This is a genomic window from Iamia sp. SCSIO 61187 (assembly GCF_019443745.1).
Classification (GTDB): domain Bacteria; phylum Actinomycetota; class Acidimicrobiia; order Acidimicrobiales; family Iamiaceae; genus Iamia.
In genome coordinates, this window is record NZ_CP050948.1 from 3,613,300 (window position 1) to 3,630,637 (window position 17,338).

The following is a 17,338-nucleotide window of genomic DNA, read 5'->3' on the forward strand; positions in this document are numbered from 1 at the left end:
CCCGGCGCTCGTCAGCTGACCTGGCGATCGTGGCCCTCCCAGTAGGGGCCCCGCAGCTTGAACTTCTGCAGCTTCCCGGTCGCGGTGCGGGCCAGCTCGGAGCGGAACTCGATGCGCTTGGGGATCTTGTAGCCGGCCAGCCGGGGGCGGCAGTGCTCGCGGAGCTCGTCCTCGGTGACGCTCTCGCCCTCGACCAGCACGACGAGGCCGAGCACCAGCTCGCCCCACTTCTCGTCGGGGACGCCGATCACCGCCGCCTCGGCCACCGCCGGGTGGCTGAAGAGGGCGTCCTCGACCTCGATGGACGACACGTTCTCGCCGCCGGAGATGATCACGTCCTTCTTGCGGTCCGAGATGGTGAGGTAGCCCTGCTCGTCGATGGAGCCGCCGTCGCCGGTGTGGAACCGCCCGTCGACGATGGCGGCGGCGGTGGCCTCGGGCTGGTCCCAGTAGCCCTCCATCACCATGTTGGCCCGGGCCGTCACCTCGCCGTCGTCGGTGACGCCCAGGGTCACGCCGAGGGCGGGCGCACCGGCCCGGCCGAGCAGCTGGGCCCGGTCGGCGGGGGCGAGGTCGTCCCACTCGGCCCGGCCCCGGTTCATGGTCAGCAGGGGGGCGGTCTCGGTCAGGCCGTAGATCTGGATGAACTCCCAGCCCAGCTCGCTCTCCACCCGTTCGATCGTGCGCGTCGGGGGCGGGGCGCCGGCCACGACGATCCGGGTGCGGCCGGCACCCGGGACCTCGTCGAGGTCGGCGGCGGCGTCGAGCACGGCGTTCACGACGGCGGGGGCACCGCACATCACGGTGACGCCGTGGCGGTCGACGCGGCGCAGGATCTCGGCCCCGTCGACCTTGCGCAGGACGACCTGGGTCGCCCCCATCCCGGTGGTCGCGTAGGGCATCCCCCAGCCGTTGCAGTGGAACATCGGGAGGGTGTGCAGGTAGACGTCGCGGTCGTCGATCCCCGCCTGCCAGCCGAAGGTGGTGGCGTTGAGCCACAGGCTGCGGTGGGTCTGCTGCACGCCCTTGGGGCGGGCGGTGGTGCCGGACGTGTAGTTGATGGTCGCGGTGACGTCCTCGTCGGGCTCCCAGGGCGCCGGCTCCTCGCCCGGGGCCAGGAAGGCGTCGGCCTCGGCCGAGCCCAGCTCGGCCCGGTGGGCGACGTCGATGCCCTCCACCGAGCCGGCCACCTCGGGGTCGTAGAGGAGCATCGACGCCCCGCAGTGCTCGACGATGTAGGCGATCTCGGCCTGCGCCAGCCGGAAGTTGATCGGGACGTAGATCCGCCCCCACCCGGACACGCCCCAGAAGCCGGTCAGCAGGCGGGCCGCGTTCTGCGACACGATGGCGACCCGCTCGCCGACCCCGATGCCGAGGCGGTCGAGCCCGGCGGCCTGGGCCCGGGCGCCGGCGGCCAGCTGGGCGTAGGTCAGCTCACCGAGGGACGGTGCCGGCTGGTCGGGCTCGTCCACCACGGCGACCCGCTCGGGGTAGACGACCTCGGCCCGGTCGAGGAAGTCGCGCACGGTCAGGGGGACCTTCATGGGCCGCGACCATAGGCAAGACCACGAGCGTGCCGCGGACCGACGCCCCGTGGGGTAGGACGGGCCCATGCGCATCGGCATCTTCGGCGGCGACGTCGCCGCCACCGGCACCCTCGACGACCACGTGGCCGCCGCCCGGACCGCCCTCGACGACGGCTTCAGCAGCTTCTGGCTGCCGCAGATCTTCGGCTACGACGCCCTCACGGCCCTGGCGGTGGTCGGACGGGAGGTCCCCGACATCGAGCTGGGCACCGCCGTCATCCCGACCTACCCCCGCCACCCGGCGATGCTGGCGGCGCAGGCGGTCACGACCAACGAGGCGGCCGACGGCCGGCTGGTGCTGGGCATCGGCCTGTCGCACCAGATCGTCATCGAGATGATGTACGGGATGTCGTTCGCCAAGCCGGTGCGGCACATGCGCGAGTACCTCTCGATCCTCATGCCGCTGGTGCACGACGGCGCCGTCGACGTCGAGGGCGAGACCCTGACCGCCCGGGTCGGGCTCTCGATGGCCGCCCGCCGCCCGTTCCCGGTCCTGATCGCCGCCCTCGGGCCCAAGATGCTGGCCCTGGCCGGCGCCGTCGCCGACGGCACCGTCACCTGGATGACGGGGCCCGAGACGCTCCGGACCCACATCGTCCCGACCATCACGGCCGCCGCCGCCGAGGACGGGCGCCCCGCCCCGCGGGTCGTCGGCGCCCTCCCGGTGCTGGTCTGCGACGACGAGGCCGACGGCCGGGCCCGGGCGGCCAAGGCGTTCGCCGTGTACGACACCCTCCCGTCCTACAAGGCCATGCTCGACCGCGAGGGGGCGGGCGGCCCCGCCGACGTCGCCGTGGTGGGCGACGAGGCCGCCGCCGGGCGGCAGCTCGACGCCATGGTCGCCAGCGGGATCACCGACTTCGTCGCCGTGGAGTACAGCCGCGACCCCGACGAGTCGGCGCGGACCCGGGACTTCCTCCGGTCCCGGATCTAGGGCGAGCCGTCGCCGCCCATCGCACGGGCCTCGTCGGAGTCCTGGAGGATCCGGACCAGCACCTCGGGCCCCTGCTCGCGGCACACGTGCCGGAAGGCGGTCAGGCCGGCGGCGTCGGGGTCGCGGTGCAGCACCGAGCGGTAGGCGGCGGCGATGCCCTCGTCGACGACCCGCCGCACCTCCATCTCGTGGGCGAGCAGGGCCGGCAGCGAGTCGACCAGCGGGTGCGCTGCCGGGATGGCCACGAAGTCCCACATCTGCCCGGCGCCGACGACCTCCTCCAGGTCGCGCGCCGACGCGAGCCGGCGACCGTCGATGGTGAACACGAGGTCGCCCAGCCCGTCGAGGAGGCCGAACAGCCCGGCGCTGGTGCCGTCGAAGTCGGCGATGCCGATGCCGTGCTCGAAGGTGATCACCGGCTGGTGGGTCCCCAGGGTGCGCAGGCCGCTCTCGACCACGAGGGCCTCGGCCCCCTCGACGTCGATCTTGACGAAGTCGACGCGAGCCATCCCGGCGGCGAGCTCGTCCAGGGGGTGGGCCTCGACCGCGAGGGTCGTGAGGGCGGTGGGCCCGGAGTAGTTGGACCGGGCCCGCAGGCTGCTCTCCTCGGGGCGGTCGAGGGCCACGACGAGCTCCAGCGTCTCCCGGCGGGGGCCGAGGACCCCCGGGACCAGGGTCAGGCCCGGGTGGTCGCCCAGCTCGTCCCGGACCTGGCGCAGGCAGTCGGGCAGCGGCTCGATGGCCAGGACGTGGCCGGTCGGGCCGACCGCCTCCAGCATGGGCCGGAGGTGGCGTCCCTTGTGGGCGCCGGCATCGATGGCGCCGTCGCCGGGGCGGAGCACCTGGCGGGCGCACAGCTCCACCATCGCCTCGAAGTCGGGGGGGACGACGCCGTCAGCCACGGCCGAGAGGATAGGGGTGATGGTCGGGCGTCGGAGGAGCGACGGTGGCGACGATGAGGCAGACGTGACACCGGAACCGGCGTCGTCCGACCAGGGCGCCGCGCTGCTCGAGCTCTACGACCGGGCCCTGCCCGAGGTGTACGGCTACCTGCTGCCGCGGTGCGGGTCCCGTACGACCGCCGAGGACGTCACGTCCGAGACCTTCCTGGCCGCCGTCGACGCGGTCCAGCGGGGCACGGTCCCCCACATGAGCGTGCCCTGGCTGATCGGCGTGGCCCGCCACAAGCTGGTCGACCACTGGCGCCGGACCGCCCGCGAGGACCGGCGGGTTCTGCGCCTGGCCTCCGAACCCGCCCGCGACGTGGACGACCCGTGGGACGGCGAGGTCGACGCCGCCGTGGCCCGCGACGTGCTCGCCTCGCTGGGCCCGCACCACCGGGCCGCCCTGACCCTGCGCTACCTCGACGGGCTCAGCGTCCCCGAGGTCGCCCACCACCTCGACCGCACCGTCCACGCCACCGAGGCCCTGCTGATCCGGGCCAAGGCGGCGTTCCGCCGGGCGCTCCCCGAAGGGGGGACCGATCGTGGTTGACCCGCTCGACGCCCTGCGCCTGCCGGCCTCGCCGGTGGCCCCCGACCCCGCGTTCCGGGACCGCCTGCGGGCCCGGCTGGAGGCCGCCCTGGCCCCCGACCCCGACGACCTCCCCCCCATCCAGCTCCGTCCCCAGGAGGACACCGTGTCGGACACCGCCACCACCACCGCCGCCGCCCTCACGCCGTACCTCTCCGTCGCCGACGCCGCCGCCGCCCTCGACTGGTACCGGGACGTCCTCGGAGCGCTCGAGACGTCCCGCTTCGTCGGCGACGACGGTCGGGTCGGCCACGCCGAGGTCGTCATCGGGGGGTCCCGGCTGATGCTGGCCGACGAGTACCCCGAGGTCGACGTCCACGGCCCCGGCCACTACGGCGGGACGCCGGTGTCGCTGCACCTCGACGTGGTCGACGTCGACCACACCTACCGGCTCGCCGTCGAGCACGGGGCCGCGAGCGAGCGGGAGCCGTCCGACCAGTTCCACGGCAACCGCAACGCCATCGTCCGCGACCCGTGGGGCCACCGGTGGATGCTCACCCAGCCCATCTCGGCCGAGCGGGCGACGGCTGCGGCCGACGCCGACCCCGGCGACTTCGGCGACGTGCGCGAGTACCAGGTGAGCGGGCGCCCCCCGGTCGAGCCCGGCTACCTCACCATGGCCACCCGCGACCTCGATCGGGCCCGGGCCTTCTTCGGCGCCCTGTTCGCCTGGCAGGTCGAGCCCGGGAACGTCGAGGGCGGGGGCCACGTCGCCAACACCCGGTTCCCCATGGGCTTCATGGCGACCGACGACGCCACGCCGGGCGGCGCCGTCACCGTCTACTTCCGGGTCGACGACATCGAGGCCTACGCCACCCGGGTCGAGGAGCTGGGCGGCCAGGTCCTGGCCCGCAGCGAGTACCCGTCGGGCGGCAACGCCGAGTGCGTCGACGACCAGGGCTTCCGCTTCGACCTCTTCCGCCCCGCCCCCGGCTACTGACCCCCGGCGCCACGGATGGTGCCGGGCACCATCCGTGCCACGCGTCCGTCAGCCCTGGACGCGGACCTCGGTCTCGGCGGCGGCGGCCACGTCGTCCTCGGTGAAGGCCACGTCGCGCCACGCCTTGTCGGAGAAGGCCTCGGTCGCCTCGGTGTAGAGGGGGTCCGACCGGTCGGCGGTGTCGCCGTAGGTGAGGAACGCCTTGGCCTCGGGGCCGTCCTCGCCGAAGGCGAGGGCGTAGAGGAACGACGTGCCGTTGTTGATCGGGTACCCGTCGAGCTCGGCGCCCGTCGCTCCGACGTAGCGACCCAGGTCGGAGAAGTCGGCCAGCCAGTCGACCTCGATCTCGTCGAGGGTCGGGTCGAGGATCGACGCCCGGCCGCCGTAGCCGACCACGTTCGTCGTGCCGTCGACACCGTTGCCCCCGTGGATCGGCACCAGGGTGCCGTTGCGGTCGGCCTGCTGGACCTCGCCGAGCGGGGTGTCGACGGCGATCCCGGCGGCGTCGAGGATCTGGACCGCCCGGGCCAGGGCGACCAGGATCGGGTCCTCGCCGGCGGGGGCCGGGGCCAGGCCCGACGGGGTGGCCACCGGGTCGGCCGGGTCGAACGGCTCGGCCCAGACCGGACCGGCGTCGGAGAGCTCGTCGCGGCTGAAGCCGTCCATCAGCTCGCGCCACACGATGGCCCCGGCGCGGTCGAGGTCGTAGACCCCGTCCCAGCCGTCGAGGACGGCGCACGCCTCGGCCAGGTCCACGGTGGCGGCCGGCAGCACCTCGCCGTCCTCGTCGTCGGTGAGGGCGGCGACGGTGACCGGCGCCGCGCCGGTGCAGCGCTCGACGACGGCGTCGAGCAGGCTCCGGGAGGTGAAGCCGCGGTTCTGGAGGGCGGCGTCGGCCAGCTCGTCGAGCGTGAAGGTGCCGTCGTCCCCGGCCGGCCCCTCCGGCGTGGTGTCGTCCAGCACCACCGCGTTCTCCCGCGTCCGGACCGACGGGGCGACGCCCTGGCGCCCGTGGAGCGGGGAGTAGTCGCCGGCGAGCAGCTCGGTGGCGTGGCTGATCCAGAACGAGTCGTTGGCGTTGAACACGTAGTCGTCGCGCTCGGTCACCGGCATCTCGTCGTACGGCACCAGACCCGGGTCCCGGGCGCCCTCGCGCTCCTCCCACTCGAACAGCGGGTCCGACCCGTCGAGGAGCACCGCCCCGCTGTCGGCCGCCACGCCGACGATCGGGTCGGACTCGAGCGACAGCTCGTAGGCGGCCAGGGCCTCGTCGGACAGCGCCGGGGTGGCCGAGGTGTCGGCGTACCAGGCCCGGCCGTCGGCGGAGGTCGCCACCGTGTTGAACAGGGGGACGCCGGTGGTGTCGCGGTGCACGGCGATGAAGTCGTCGAGGTCGTCGGCCTGCAGCATCTGGAGGTACTGCTCGACGAACTCGTCGTTGTCGATGTTGGCGTCGCGGAAGGTGATAGCCGCCGTGTCGGTCCACCCGAACCCGGGGAAGTCGAGCATCGGGCCGTAGTGGCTGCGCCAGATCGTGCGGGTCTCCTCGGTGACCTCTCCGTCGTCGCCCATGACCCCGATGCTCACCTCGGTGGGCTCGATGGCCCGCTCCTCGTCGCCGTACACGTAGCGGGTCGGGTCGCCGGGCACGAGGTCCAGGCGGTAGGCGGTGAAGCGGTTGCCAGCCGACACGGTGTGGGTCCACCCGAAGGTCTCGGTGAAGCCGATGCCGATGCCGGGGACACCCGAGAGCTGCACGCCGTACACGTCGACCTCGCCGGGGACGGTCAGGTGGACCTCCCAGAACCGGAGCTCGCCCTCCCACGGGAAGTGGGGGTTGCCGACGAGCATCCCGCCGCCCTCGGTCGAGCGGGCCGCGCCGACGGCCCAGCCGTTGGAGGCGGCCACGGGGGCGATGGCCCCCGGGAGCGTCGCCCCGACCGTCGCCGCCGTCGGCTCGGTGGTCGGGGCGGTGTCGCCGGCCGCCGGGGGCTGGGCCGTCGCCAGGAGGTCGGCCACGGCACCGCTGGAGGCCTGGAGGGCGATGGCGCGGGCGTAGGTGTAGACCTCGACCGGCTCGACCGGGCGCACCCACTCCTCGCCTTCGCACCAGTCGCCGATGCCGTCGGCCCCGACGTCGGCCAGGTGGGCGTTCCAGCCGTCGGCGTAGGCGGTCAGGAGGTCGCGGACCTCGTCGCTCGCCTCCTCCCAGTCGGCGGCGGCCACCTCGGCGATGCCGATGGCCCGCCAGGCGACGTCGGACTCCAGGTTGGCGTCCTCCTCGCCGCGTCCGAACCAGCGGGCCCGCTGGCCCGTCACCTTGATGATCTGGTCGGCCAGGTCGCAGGTCCGGTCCTCGCCGCTGGCCCAGCCCTGGCCGAAGGTGAGGTCGCGGACCGTCTCGCCGGTGATGTGGGGGACGCCGGCCGCGTCGCGACGGATCGTCGCCTCGTAGGCCCCCTCGTCCCCCCGGACCTCGACGTCGGTCCCGGCGTCGTCGCCGGGACGGGCCTCGTCGTCTCCCCCGTCGTCGCCGGAGCAGCCGACGGCCAGGACGAGGGTGGCGAGCGCGACGGCGAGGCCGCGACGGGCGAGGTGGGTGCGCAACGGAGGTCCCCTTCCGCCTGACCCCGCGGTCAGGCGGGGTCAGGTTGGCACACCGCGACCCCCGCTCCCCACCCCTGGTCCGCCGCGCCTGACGGGGCGTGCTGGTCGCGTCCGGCTCGCGCGTGCGTTGCCGGGGCGAAGCTGATCAGCGGTCCCGCGCGCGGGCGCGGGGCGGCGGTGGGGTGGGAGAGGGGTGGGTCAGCGACCGCGGCGACGGCCGCCGCCGCCACCGGAGCGGGCACCGGCCGGCGGACGGCTGGCGCCGCCACCGGGACGGCCCTGCCCGCCGGGCCCGCCGCTGCCGCCGCTGCGGCGGGGCTGGCCCGAGCTGTTGAGCTTGGCTCCGCTGGCGCGGGGCTTGCGGGGCGCACCGTTGCCGGCGGGGCGACGGTCGCGGTCGTCGCGCCGCTCCGGTCGGTCGTCGCGACGACCGTTCCGGCTGCGGGGCTTGCCGCCCGAGCGACCACCGCCGCCGCCACCCGAGGGGGCCGGGCGGTGGGCCAGGTCGTCGGGGCTCGGTGCCGGACGGGTCGGCACCGGGGCCGGCTGGCCCAGGCTGCGGACGTCGGGGTCGGCGGCGTGGACCGGGTGGCCCGCCTTGCCCATCATCTTGGCCACGTCGCGGGCGTCCGACCGGGGGGTCAGGGTGACGACGAGGCCCTCGGCCCCGGCCCGGCCGGTGCGACCGGAGCGGTGGACGAAGTCCTTGTGGTCCGGTGGTGCGTCGAAGTGGACGACGCACGCCACGCCGTCGACGTGGATGCCGCGGGCGGCGACGTCGGTGGCGACCAGGGCCTGGGCCCGGGCCGACGTGAAGTCCCGCAGCGCCCGCTCGCGCTGGCCCTGCGAGCGGTTGCCGTGGATGGCCACGGCGTCGACGCCGAGCTTGCCCAGCTGGCGGGCGATGCGATCGGCACCGTGCTTGGTCCGGCTGAACACGATGGCCGGCCAGTGGGCCCGGACGATCTCGGCGGTGAGGGCGACCTTCTCGTCGCGCTCGGCCCGCCAGAGGACGTGCCGGTTGACCGGCTCGTCCTCGTCCTTGTCCACGCCGTGGCGGACGGGGTTGCTCTGGTAGCGCTTGATCAGCACGTCGACGTCGCCGTCGAGGGTGGCCGAGAAGAGCAGCGTCTGGCGGTCGGGCATCACCTGGTCGAGCAGGCGCTTGACCTCGGGGAGGAACCCCATGTCGGCCATGCGGTCGGCCTCGTCGAGCACGACCATGTCGACCCGGTCGAGCCGGACGTGGCCCTGCTGGATCAGGTCGGCCAGGCGGCCGGGACAGGCGACGACGATGTCGACGCCGGCGCGGAGGGCCTTCACCTGGGCGCCGAAGCCGACGCCGCCGTAGAAGGCGTGGACGGTCCGGCCGAAGGGCTTGACCAGCTTGACCAGCTCGTCGCGGACCTGGGCCGCCAGCTCGCGGGTGGGGACCAGCACGAGGGCCTTGGGCCGCTTGGGCGAGGCGTTGGTGACCCGGACGGCGAGGGGGATGCCGAAGGCGAGGGTCTTGCCCGACCCCGTCGGGGCCCGGCCGCAGACGTCACGGCCGGCGAGGGCGTCGGGCAGCGTGGCCGCCTGGATGGGGAACGGCTCGGTGAGGCCGCGCTCGTGGAGGGCGCGGACGAGCTTCTCGGGCACGCCGAGATCGGCGAAGGTGGGGGGCACTCAGGCTCCTGGGGTCGACCTCGGCCTCTGGGGGACGAGGGGCCGCAGCGAGCCAGGGTTCGAGCTGTCGACCGGTCGAGAGGGCGGGATCGCCGTCGGGCTGCGCACCGGGACAGAGGCACGCGTGGTGCCGAAGCGGCCACCGTACCGGGCGGCCGGTCGCGACCGCGCATCCGTTCGACGAGCCATCGGGCACACCCCGGGCGAGGACCGTTCTGAGCCAGGATCCGGCCACCCACGGCCGACGTCTGGCTCACAACGATCCGACCCGATCGGGGGCCCGTTCTGAGCCAGGATCCGGCCACCGATGGCCACGTCCTGGCTCAGAACGGATGGGGCCGATCGACCCCGACGGGTGGTCAGCCCTGGCTGATCAGGCCCAGGTTCATCACGAACAGGAGGATCCCGGCGGTCACGCCCATGACGTGCCACACCTCGTGGTAGCCGAACCAGCGGGGGGAGATGTCGGGCCAGCCGGCGGCGAAGAGGATGGCGCCCACCGTGTAGAGGACGCCGGCCACCACCATGAGGGCGAGGGCGCCGGGGTGGGCCAGGAACGCCGGCAGGGCGAGCAGGCCGGCCCAGCCCAGGACGATGTAGAGGGCTCCACCCAGTTTCCGGAACCGCTCGAAGGCCACCAGCTTGATGACCACGCCGGTGGCGGCGCCGGACCACAGGAGGCCGAGCATGGCGGCCTGGGTCCAGCCGTCGATGAGGAGGAGGGCGGCAGGCGTGGCGCTGCCGGCGATGAGCAGGTAGATCATCGAGTGGTCGGCCCGCTGCATGATCCGGCGGGCCCGGGGCGAGCGGGCGAAGACGTGGTAGGTCCCGCTCGTGGCGTACAGCAGGAGCGACGTCACGCCGTAGACCCAGGCGGCGACGGTGGCCTCGGTGCTCTCGGCCGCCCGCACCAGCCAGACCAGGCCGCCGATCGACACGACGGCGGCGAGCAGGTGCAGCCGGCCCCGCAGGCGGGGGCGTTCGAGCACGGCCATGATGTGGCTGACGGCGTCGTCCACGGTCTCGATGGGGCTCACCTCCTCGGGGCGGGTGCTGGTGCCTCCGTCGGCCGTCACACCTCGGGGGTGAGTCGACCGTACCGGCTGCGACCCTGCCCCCCGAGGGCGGGGTGACCCCTGACCGGACGACCCGACCCCGCTACCGTGGACCCGTGCTCCTCGTGCTGCTCGCCCTCGTCGTGGCCGCCGCCGCCGCGACCCGCTCGACCTGGAGCCCGTGCGGGCTCTCGATGCTCTCCACCATCACCCCGATGGCCGAGAGGTCCCGGGGCCACCGCTACGGGGTCACCGCCACCTGGTTCATCGTCGGCGCCGGCCTCGGCGGGCTGACCCTCGGCGGGGGCGCCGCCCTGCTGGCCCTCGGCCTGTCGGCCCTCGACCCCTCCACCACCGTCACCCTCGGGGTCGCCGCCGTGCTGGCCGCCCTGGCCGCCCTGGTCGACGCCGGCACCTTCGGCGCCCGGCCCCCGTTCTTCCGCCGCCAGGTCGACGACGCCTGGCTGGCGAGGTACCGGGCGTGGGTCTACGGCGGCGGCTTCGGCTGGCAGATCGGCGTGGGGCTGGCGACCTACATCATGACCGCCGGCGTCGTCCTCACCGCCCTGCTGGCGGTGCTGACCGCCTCGCCCGCCCAGGCCCTCGGCATCGGCGTCGCCTTCGGGCTGGCCCGCGGCCTCGTCGTCCTGCTCGGGGCCCGCATCACCTCGCCCGGGGCCCTGGGCGCCGTGCACGAGCGGCTCGACGCCCTCGAGGCGCCCGTCCGCTGGGGCGTCGTCGGCGTCCAGGTCGTGGCCGCCGTCGTCGCCGCCATCGCCGCGTGGGGCACCCTGGCCGCCGCCGGCGTCATCGTCGTCTGCACCGTGGCCGTCGCCGTCCGCCTCCCCGTCGGCCTCCGCCACGAGCCCGCCACCAGCTAGGGGACGCGACGTGCCAGGCACGTCGCGTCCACGCCGCGTCCTCAGCCGGCCGCTCAGTGGCCGAGGTGCATGTGGCCGTGGGGGCCGATGGGGGCGCCGCCGGTGCGGCCGCGGCGGAGCCACTGCTGGGTCGACCGGCGCCCGTCCTCGACCAGCTGCTGCGACCGGCTGAAGTCGGTCGGGGCGACGCGGACGGGGCACAGCGGGGGCACGACCCGGATGTCGGCCCGGTCGCCGTACACCTCGAGGTCGTGGGCGAGCCGCCGCTGGACCAGGACGTTGAGCCCCTGCAGGGCCATGCCCAGCGCCGACCGCGGCGGCTCGGGCAGGGCGCAGGCGTAGCCGGCGGGCAGGACCCAGATCGTGTCCGCCCCCAGGGCCACGGCGTGGGAGATCGGGGCGTTGTCGACCACGCCCCCGTCCATGAACGTCCGCCCCCCGAGGTCCACCGGCGGGAAGATCCCGGGGATGGCCGCGCTGGCCAGCACCGCCTCGACCGCCGGGCCCCGAGACAGGGCCACGTCGGCCGAGGTGCACACGTCGACGGCGATGACCGTCACCGGGACCGGCGCCTGCTCGAGGTCCCGGTAGGGCAGGTGGGTGCGGACCAGCCGCCCGAGGGCGTCGGGTGACACGAGCCCCGGCTCGCGGCCGCGGGCGCTGCGGAGGCTCCGCATCGGCGTGGTCGGGAACACGTCCTGGCGCCGCAGCCGGGACCAGACGCCCGCCAGGGCCTGCGCCCCTCCCCCACCGGGCCGGCCGGCCATGAAGGTGGCGTTGACGGCGCCGACCGAGGTCCCCACGTAGAGGTCGGGGTGGATCCCCGCCTCCTCGAGGGCGAGCAGCATCCCGACCTGGATGGCCCCCAGGTTGGCCCCACCCGTCAGCACGAACGCCGTGGTCACGGCCCGAAGCCTCTCACCGCCGGGCGCCCGCCGCGAGGGGGCCCGGCCGTGGGGCGGGCCACCAGGGGGTGTGGCCGCGAAGACGAGAACGCGTTCTAGTGTGAGGGCACCCCATCACGCAGGAGCGCGACGTGACCGACACCCTCCTCGACGGCCTGGACCTCACCAGCCCCGACCTCTACGCCGAGCGCGTGCCGCTCGAGGAGTTCGCCCTCCTCCGCCGCACCGCGCCCGTCTGGTGGAACGCCCAGACCGTGGAGTCCTCGGGCTTCTCCGACGGCGGGTTCTGGGTGCTGTCCCGCCACGCCGACGTCAAGGCCGTCTCGTGCGCCCGCGAGGGCTGGTCGGCGTGGGAGAACGGCTCGATCGTCAGCTTCGAGGGCGGGCGCATCGAGGAGTCGATCGACATGCAGCGCCTCCTGCTGCTCAACATGGACCCGCCCCACCACACCGAGGTGCGGGGTGTGATCTCCAAGGGCTGCTTCACCCCCCGGGCCATCGCCAAGCTGGAGGACGGGCTGCGGGCCCGGGCGCACCGGATCGTCGCCGACGCCGTCGCCCAGGGCCGGGGGAACTTCGTCACCGACATGGCCGCCGAGCTCCCGCTCCAGGCCCTGGCCGACGTGGTCGGCTTCCCCCAGGAGGACCGGGCCCGGATCTTCGACTGGTCCAACCAGATGATCGGGGCGACCGACCCCGACTTCACCGGCGACCCGCTCGTCGCCGCGACCGAGCTGCTGGCCTACGCCTACACGATGGGCGAGGAGCGCCGGGCCTGCCCGATGGGCGACGTCGTCACCCGGCTGGTGCAGGCCGACTCGCCCGACGGCGCCCTGAGCTCCGAGGAGTTCGGCTGGTTCATCATGATCCTGGCCGTCGCCGGCAACGAGACGACCCGCAACGCCATCACCCACGGCATGCAGGCCTTCTTCGACAACCCGGACCAGTGGGAGCTGTTCAAGGAGCAGCGCCCCGCCACCGCGGCCGACGAGATCGTGCGGTGGGCCACGCCGGTGGTGGCCTTCCAGCGCACGGCCACGGCCGACACCGCCATCGGCGGGCAGGAGATCAAGAAGGGCGAGCGGGTCGGGCTGTTCTACGGCTCGGCCAACCGGGACGAGGCGGTCTTCACCGACCCGAACCGCTTCGACATCCTCCGGGACCCGAACCCCCACGTCGGCTTCGGGGGCGGCGGCGCCCACTTCTGCATCGGCGCCAACCTGGCCCGCATGGAGATCAACCTGATCTTCGAGGCCATCGCCGACCTGGCGCCGGACATCTCGGCGCTCGGTCCCCCCAAGCGCCTCCGCATGGGCTGGCTCAACGGCGTCAAGGAGCTCCCGGTCCGCTACGCCTGACGCCAGGTCGCAGGCGGGCGACGCCGGGCTCAGCGCCCCAGCAGGGTGAGGACCTCGGCGTCGGTGGTCTGGGCGAAGTCGACGTACCAGGTCCCCACCGCCACCAGGTCGGCCCGGGGCATCGGGCAGCACACGTCGTCGGCGATGGCGGCCAGCCGCTCGATGGTGGCCGGCGGGCCGACCGGCACCGCCAGCGTCACGCTGCGGGCCTGCCCGCCGGCGACGCTGCGCAGGGCGGCCTCGGCCGTGGCCCCGGTGGCGAGGCCGTCGTCGACGACCACGACGTCGCGCCCGGCCACCGCCGGCGGCGGTCGGTCGCCGCGGTAGACGCCGATGCGCCGGGCCAGCTCGGCCCGCTCGAGGGCCACGACACCGTCGACCGACTCCAGGTCCGGCGGGCGGTGGCCCACCACCTCGCCCCACACGACGTGGTCGCTGCCCTCGGCGATGGCCCCCAGCGCCAGCTCGGGGCGGCCGGGCGAGCCGACCTTGCGGACCACCAGGACGTCGAGGTCGGCGTCGAGGGCGTGGGCGACCGGGGCCGCCACCGGCACCCCACCCCGGGGCAGGGCCAGGACGAGGGGCTCGGACCAGTCGCGCCGCTCGCGCAGCTCGGCCGCCAGCACCTCCCCCGCATGGGTTCGATCCCGGTACCGCATGGCTGCCTCCTCGCTCGCCCTCAGCCGGCCCTGGCGACCTCGTCGCGCAGCTGGCGCTTCAGGATCTTGCCCGCTGCGTTGCGGGGCAGCTGGCTGTCGACCACGACCACCTTGCTCGGCACCTTGAAGGCGGCGAGGCGCTCCCCGACGAAGGCCTGGAGGTCGCCGGGGTCGAGCGGGTGCCCCTCCTTGGGCAGGACCGCGACCGCGACCTCCTCGCCCAGCCGCTCGTGGGGCACGCCGAACACGGCCGCCTCGTACACGGCCGGATGCTCGTAGACGGCGGCCTCGACCTCGGCGCACGACACGTTCTCGCCGGCGCGCAGCACGAGGTCCTTGGCCCGGTCCTCGACGTAGACGAAGCCCTCGTCGTCGATGCGGCCCACGTCGCCGGTGCGCAGCCACCCGTCGACGATGGCCTCGGCGGTGGCGTCGGGCCGGTTCCAGTAGCCCCGGATCACCATCGGGCCCTTGAACCAGATCTCGCCCTGCTCGCCGGTGGGGAGGGGGCGGCCGTCGGGGTCACGGACCTCGACGAGGAGGGTGGGCAGGGACCGGCCGGTGCTCGTCGGGTGGGTCACGTAGTCGTCCCCCGAGTTCTGGGGTCCGAAGGCGTTGGTCTCGGTCATGCCGTACCCGATGGAGGGCCGGCCCCGCCGGAAGCCCCTGTCGACCCGGGCCACGAGGGCGGGCGGGGCGGGGGCGCCACCGCCGCCCACGCTGACCAGGCTGGAGGTGTCGAACTCGGCGAACCGAGGGCACTCCATCAGGTCCCAGGACTGGGTGGGCACGCCCACGAAGTTGGTGACCCGCTCACGCTCGATCAGCTCGAGGGCCCGCTCCGGGTCCCACTTGTACATGATCACCAGGGGGACCCCGCCGAGGGCGCACGAGAGCATCACGGCCACGCCGCCGGTGACGTGGAAGAGCGGCACCACCAGGATGAAGACCGGCGGCGTCTCGGCCGCCACCGCGGCCTCGGCCGGGCGGCGGACCCGCTGCACCTGGGCTCGGCACCCGAACGACATGAGCGACTGGGTCACGGCCCGGTGCGTCGACACCGCGCCCTTGGGCCGCCCCGTCGTCCCCGACGTGTAGAGGATGGTGGCGTCGTCGTCGGGGCCGACGTCGACGGCGGGAAGCTCGGCCCCGAGCACCACCACGTCCTCCCAGCGGTCCACGCCCTCGGGCACGGGCTCGCCGGCGGGGAGCCGCACGCCGACGGTGGCGATGCCGAGGCGGGTGCAGGCGGCGCGGGTCCGGTCGATGCGCTCGGGGTCGGCGATGAGCACCGACGTGCCCGAGTCGTCGAGGCCGAAGTCGAGCTCGTCCTCGGTCCACCAGCCGTTGAGCGACACGCTGACGGCGCCGATCGAGGTGATGGCGGCGAAGGAGATCACCCACTCCGGGAGGTTGCGCATGGCGATGGCGACGCGGTCGCCGGGCTGCACGCCGTACCGGCCGACCAGGGCGGCGCCCAGGGCGGCGACCTCGTCGGCCACCTCGCCGAAGGTTCGGCGCTCGTCCTCGTACACCAGGAACAGGTCGTCGCCCCGCCCCGGCCACATGGCGAAGATGTGCCGCAGCGTCGGCGGGGCGTTGGTGAAGACGGTCTGGGTGATGCCGTCGACCTCGACCTCGCCGAGGGCGAAGCGCGGCTCGGCCGTCACCGCGGCGACGGCCTCGTCCCACGTGAGGGCGGGGGCGGCGGACGGCGGGGCGGAGGGTTCGGTGGCCATCGGGCGTCACCCTGCCACGCCGGGGGCGGTGGCGTCGGGGACCGCCCGCCAGGGGCGGTACCGTCCTCCTCGCGGCCCTCCGTCCCCCGATCTTGGGCCGATCGACCCATGGACCAGGACCGGCTTCCGGCCGATGAACCCGAGGTGAGGCCGCTGTCGTCGTTCGCCGATCCCGCGGTCCCGCTCGACGTGTGGGGTCAGCCGGACCCGGCGACCGTCCTCGGGTGGTTGCCCGACCCGGTGATCGTCATCGACTCCGAGCTCCGCCTGACCTGGGGCAACCAGCGGGCCGAGCGCACCTTCGGCCTCACCCTCGAGGAGGCCCGGGGCAGCTCGGTCATCGACCTCATCCACCCCGACGACCTGGTCACGGCGTCGGCGTCGTTCCAGTCCGTCCAGGACAAGGACCTGGGGACGACGGTCGAGATCCGGGTCCGGCACGCCGACGGACGCTGGATCCCGGTCGAGTCCCGGGGCTGGTCGGGGATGCACGACCCCCGCATCCGCGGCGTCGTGGTCAGCCTGCGCCTGATCGAGGATCGCGGGGCCTGGCGGGTCACCGCCGGCGATGCCCGCCGCCAGGCCGCCGTGCTCGACCACTCCCCCAGCCTCACCCTGCTGGTCGACAGCCACAGCCGGCTCGAGGGCGCCAGCCGGGCCTTCACCTCGACCCTCGGCGTCGACCTGGAGTCCTCGCTGGGCCGGTTCCTCACCGACCTGGTCGTCGAGCAGGACGCCCGTCCCGTGCGCCAGGCGTTCGAGACCCTGCTCCTCGAGGGCGGCACCTTGTCGTTCGAGGCCACGTTCCGGGCCGCGCCCGACCGCCGGCCCACGCCGTTCTGGCTCACCGCCGTCAACCTCCTCGACGACGTGGACGTGCAGGCCGTCGTGATCAGCGGCGTCGAGATCGCCGGCCTGGTCGAGGCCCGCGAGCGCCTCGCCCGCCAGGCCACCCACGACCCGCTGACGGGGCTGGCCAACCGCATGCTGCTGATGGAGCGGCTCGAGCTCGCCCTCGAGGCCTCGGTCGGGACCACCGCCCGCGTCGGGCTGGTCTTCTGCGACATCGACGGGTTCAAGCAGGTCAACGACGACTACGGGCACCACGTCGGCGACGAGGTTCTGATGGAGATCGCCCGGCGCATCCGGACGGTCCTGCACCCCGATGACACCGTCGGCCGCCTCGGTGGCGACGAGCTCGTCGTGGTCGCGATCCGCGACGCGGTCCACGAGGTCGAGGCGACGATGGCCACCATCGTCGACGCCGTCGAGCGGCCGTTCACCACCAGCGCCGGCACGGTCGTGGTCCACATGAGCGCCGGCTGCGCCGTCGCCCGCCAGGGCGCCCGCTCCGGGGACCTGCTGCGCCGGGCCGACCAGGCCATGTACGCGGCCAAGCGAGCCCGTCAGACCGACTGACCGCCGGGCGCTTGCGGCAGCGACGGGCGGTCTCGTCCCCCACCTGCCGCGAGG

Annotated in this window: 14 protein-coding genes; 6 read left to right on the forward strand and 8 right to left on the reverse strand. The window is 74.5% G+C overall.

All coding sequences use genetic code 11. The annotated features are described in order from the left end of the window. Positions 1-11: 11 nt before the first annotated feature. Positions 12-1,544 (reverse strand): AMP-binding protein, encoded by a 1,533-nt coding sequence (locus HC251_RS17205; protein WP_219941839.1) that lies wholly within the window; start codon positions 1,542-1,544, stop codon positions 12-14. Positions 1,545-1,611: 67 nt separating this feature from the next. On the opposite strand from HC251_RS17205, the gene HC251_RS17210 reads away from it, so the two are divergent. After that, the gene (locus tag HC251_RS17210) at positions 1,612-2,520 is read left to right on the forward strand and encodes a TIGR03564 family F420-dependent LLM class oxidoreductase (RefSeq protein ID WP_219941840.1); all 909 of its coding nucleotides are present in this window, start codon (positions 1,612-1,614) and stop codon (positions 2,518-2,520) included. Here the strand turns inward: HC251_RS17210 and HC251_RS17215 are convergent. After that, positions 2,517-3,422, reverse strand: coding sequence for an FkbM family methyltransferase (locus HC251_RS17215; RefSeq protein ID WP_219941841.1), 906 nt, complete (start codon positions 3,420-3,422; stop codon positions 2,517-2,519). The two genes, HC251_RS17210 and HC251_RS17215, sit on opposite strands and share 4 nt — an antisense overlap. Before the next feature lie 19 nt (positions 3,423-3,441). Between HC251_RS17215 and HC251_RS17220 the strand changes: the two genes are divergently transcribed. Further along, the gene (locus tag HC251_RS17220; RefSeq protein ID WP_370651255.1) at positions 3,442-4,014 is read left to right on the forward strand and encodes an RNA polymerase sigma factor; all 573 of its coding nucleotides are present in this window, start codon (positions 3,442-3,444) and stop codon (positions 4,012-4,014) included. Then, positions 4,007-4,993, forward strand: a complete 987-nt coding sequence (locus HC251_RS17225) for a VOC family protein (protein WP_219941843.1) — start codon at positions 4,007-4,009, stop codon at positions 4,991-4,993. Before HC251_RS17220 ends, HC251_RS17225 begins: the two co-directional genes overlap by 8 nt. 48 nt (positions 4,994-5,041) lie before the next feature. Here HC251_RS17225 and HC251_RS17230 read toward each other — a convergent pair whose 3' ends face one another. The 3 genes from HC251_RS17230 to HC251_RS17240 form a co-directional block, all read right to left on the reverse strand. Continuing rightward, complete coding sequence (locus HC251_RS17230; RefSeq protein ID WP_219941844.1) at positions 5,042-7,600, reverse strand: penicillin acylase family protein; 2,559 nt, start codon at positions 7,598-7,600, stop codon at positions 5,042-5,044. A gap of 198 nt (positions 7,601-7,798) precedes the next feature. After that, positions 7,799-9,268 carry a DEAD/DEAH box helicase gene (locus HC251_RS17235; protein ID WP_255566461.1) on the reverse strand — a complete coding sequence of 490 codons (1,470 nt, stop codon included), beginning with the start codon at positions 9,266-9,268 and terminating at the stop codon, positions 7,799-7,801. 359 nt (positions 9,269-9,627) lie between these two features. Continuing rightward, a complete protein-coding gene (locus tag HC251_RS17240) occupies positions 9,628-10,344 on the reverse strand; it encodes a hemolysin III family protein (protein ID WP_219941845.1) in 717 nt (238 codons plus the stop codon). A 95-nt stretch (positions 10,345-10,439) separates the two neighbouring features. On the opposite strand from HC251_RS17240, the gene HC251_RS17245 reads away from it, so the two are divergent. Further along, a complete protein-coding gene (locus HC251_RS17245; RefSeq protein WP_219941846.1) occupies positions 10,440-11,204 on the forward strand; it encodes a hypothetical protein in 765 nt (254 codons plus the stop codon). Between the two features lie 53 nt (positions 11,205-11,257). On the opposite strand, the gene HC251_RS17250 is transcribed toward HC251_RS17245, so the two are convergent. Next, positions 11,258-12,109, reverse strand: coding sequence for a patatin-like phospholipase family protein (locus tag HC251_RS17250; protein ID WP_219941847.1), 852 nt, complete (start codon positions 12,107-12,109; stop codon positions 11,258-11,260). Between the two features lie 131 nt (positions 12,110-12,240). Between HC251_RS17250 and HC251_RS17255 the strand changes: the two genes are divergently transcribed. Then, the gene (locus HC251_RS17255; protein ID WP_219941848.1) at positions 12,241-13,467 is read left to right on the forward strand and encodes a cytochrome P450; all 1,227 of its coding nucleotides are present in this window, start codon (positions 12,241-12,243) and stop codon (positions 13,465-13,467) included. A 29-nt stretch (positions 13,468-13,496) separates the two neighbouring features. On the opposite strand, the gene HC251_RS17260 is transcribed toward HC251_RS17255, so the two are convergent. Both HC251_RS17260 and HC251_RS17265 read right to left on the reverse strand, forming a co-directional pair. Further along, entirely contained in the window at positions 13,497-14,126 is a 630-nt protein-coding gene (locus HC251_RS17260) for a phosphoribosyltransferase (RefSeq protein ID WP_219941849.1), read from the reverse strand. 20 nt (positions 14,127-14,146) lie between these two features. Then, positions 14,147-15,865: a class I adenylate-forming enzyme family protein gene (locus HC251_RS17265; protein WP_219941850.1), complete on the reverse strand. Its 1,719-nt coding sequence runs from the start codon at positions 15,863-15,865 to the stop codon at positions 14,147-14,149. Between the two features lie 144 nt (positions 15,866-16,009). On the opposite strand from HC251_RS17265, the gene HC251_RS17270 reads away from it, so the two are divergent. Then, a complete protein-coding gene (locus HC251_RS17270) occupies positions 16,010-17,284 on the forward strand; it encodes a diguanylate cyclase domain-containing protein (protein ID WP_219941851.1) in 1,275 nt (424 codons plus the stop codon). Positions 17,285-17,338: the final 54 nt, after the last annotated feature.

Excerpts from the sequence above, each read along its gene's own strand:
- HC251_RS17220 (WP_370651255.1), top strand. The coding sequence starts at position 3,442 with ATGGTCGGGCGTCGGAGGAGCGACGGTGGCGACGATGAGGCAGACGTG.
- HC251_RS17265 (WP_219941850.1), bottom strand. The coding sequence starts at position 15,865 with ATGGCCACCGAACCCTCCGCCCCGCCGTCCGCCGCCCCCGCCCTCACG.
- HC251_RS17210 (WP_219941840.1), top strand. The coding sequence starts at position 1,612 with ATGCGCATCGGCATCTTCGGCGGCGACGTCGCCGCCACCGGCACCCTC.
- HC251_RS17205 (WP_219941839.1), bottom strand. The coding sequence starts at position 1,544 with ATGAAGGTCCCCCTGACCGTGCGCGACTTCCTCGACCGGGCCGAGGTC.
- HC251_RS17260 (WP_219941849.1), bottom strand. The coding sequence starts at position 14,126 with ATGCGGTACCGGGATCGAACCCATGCGGGGGAGGTGCTGGCGGCCGAG.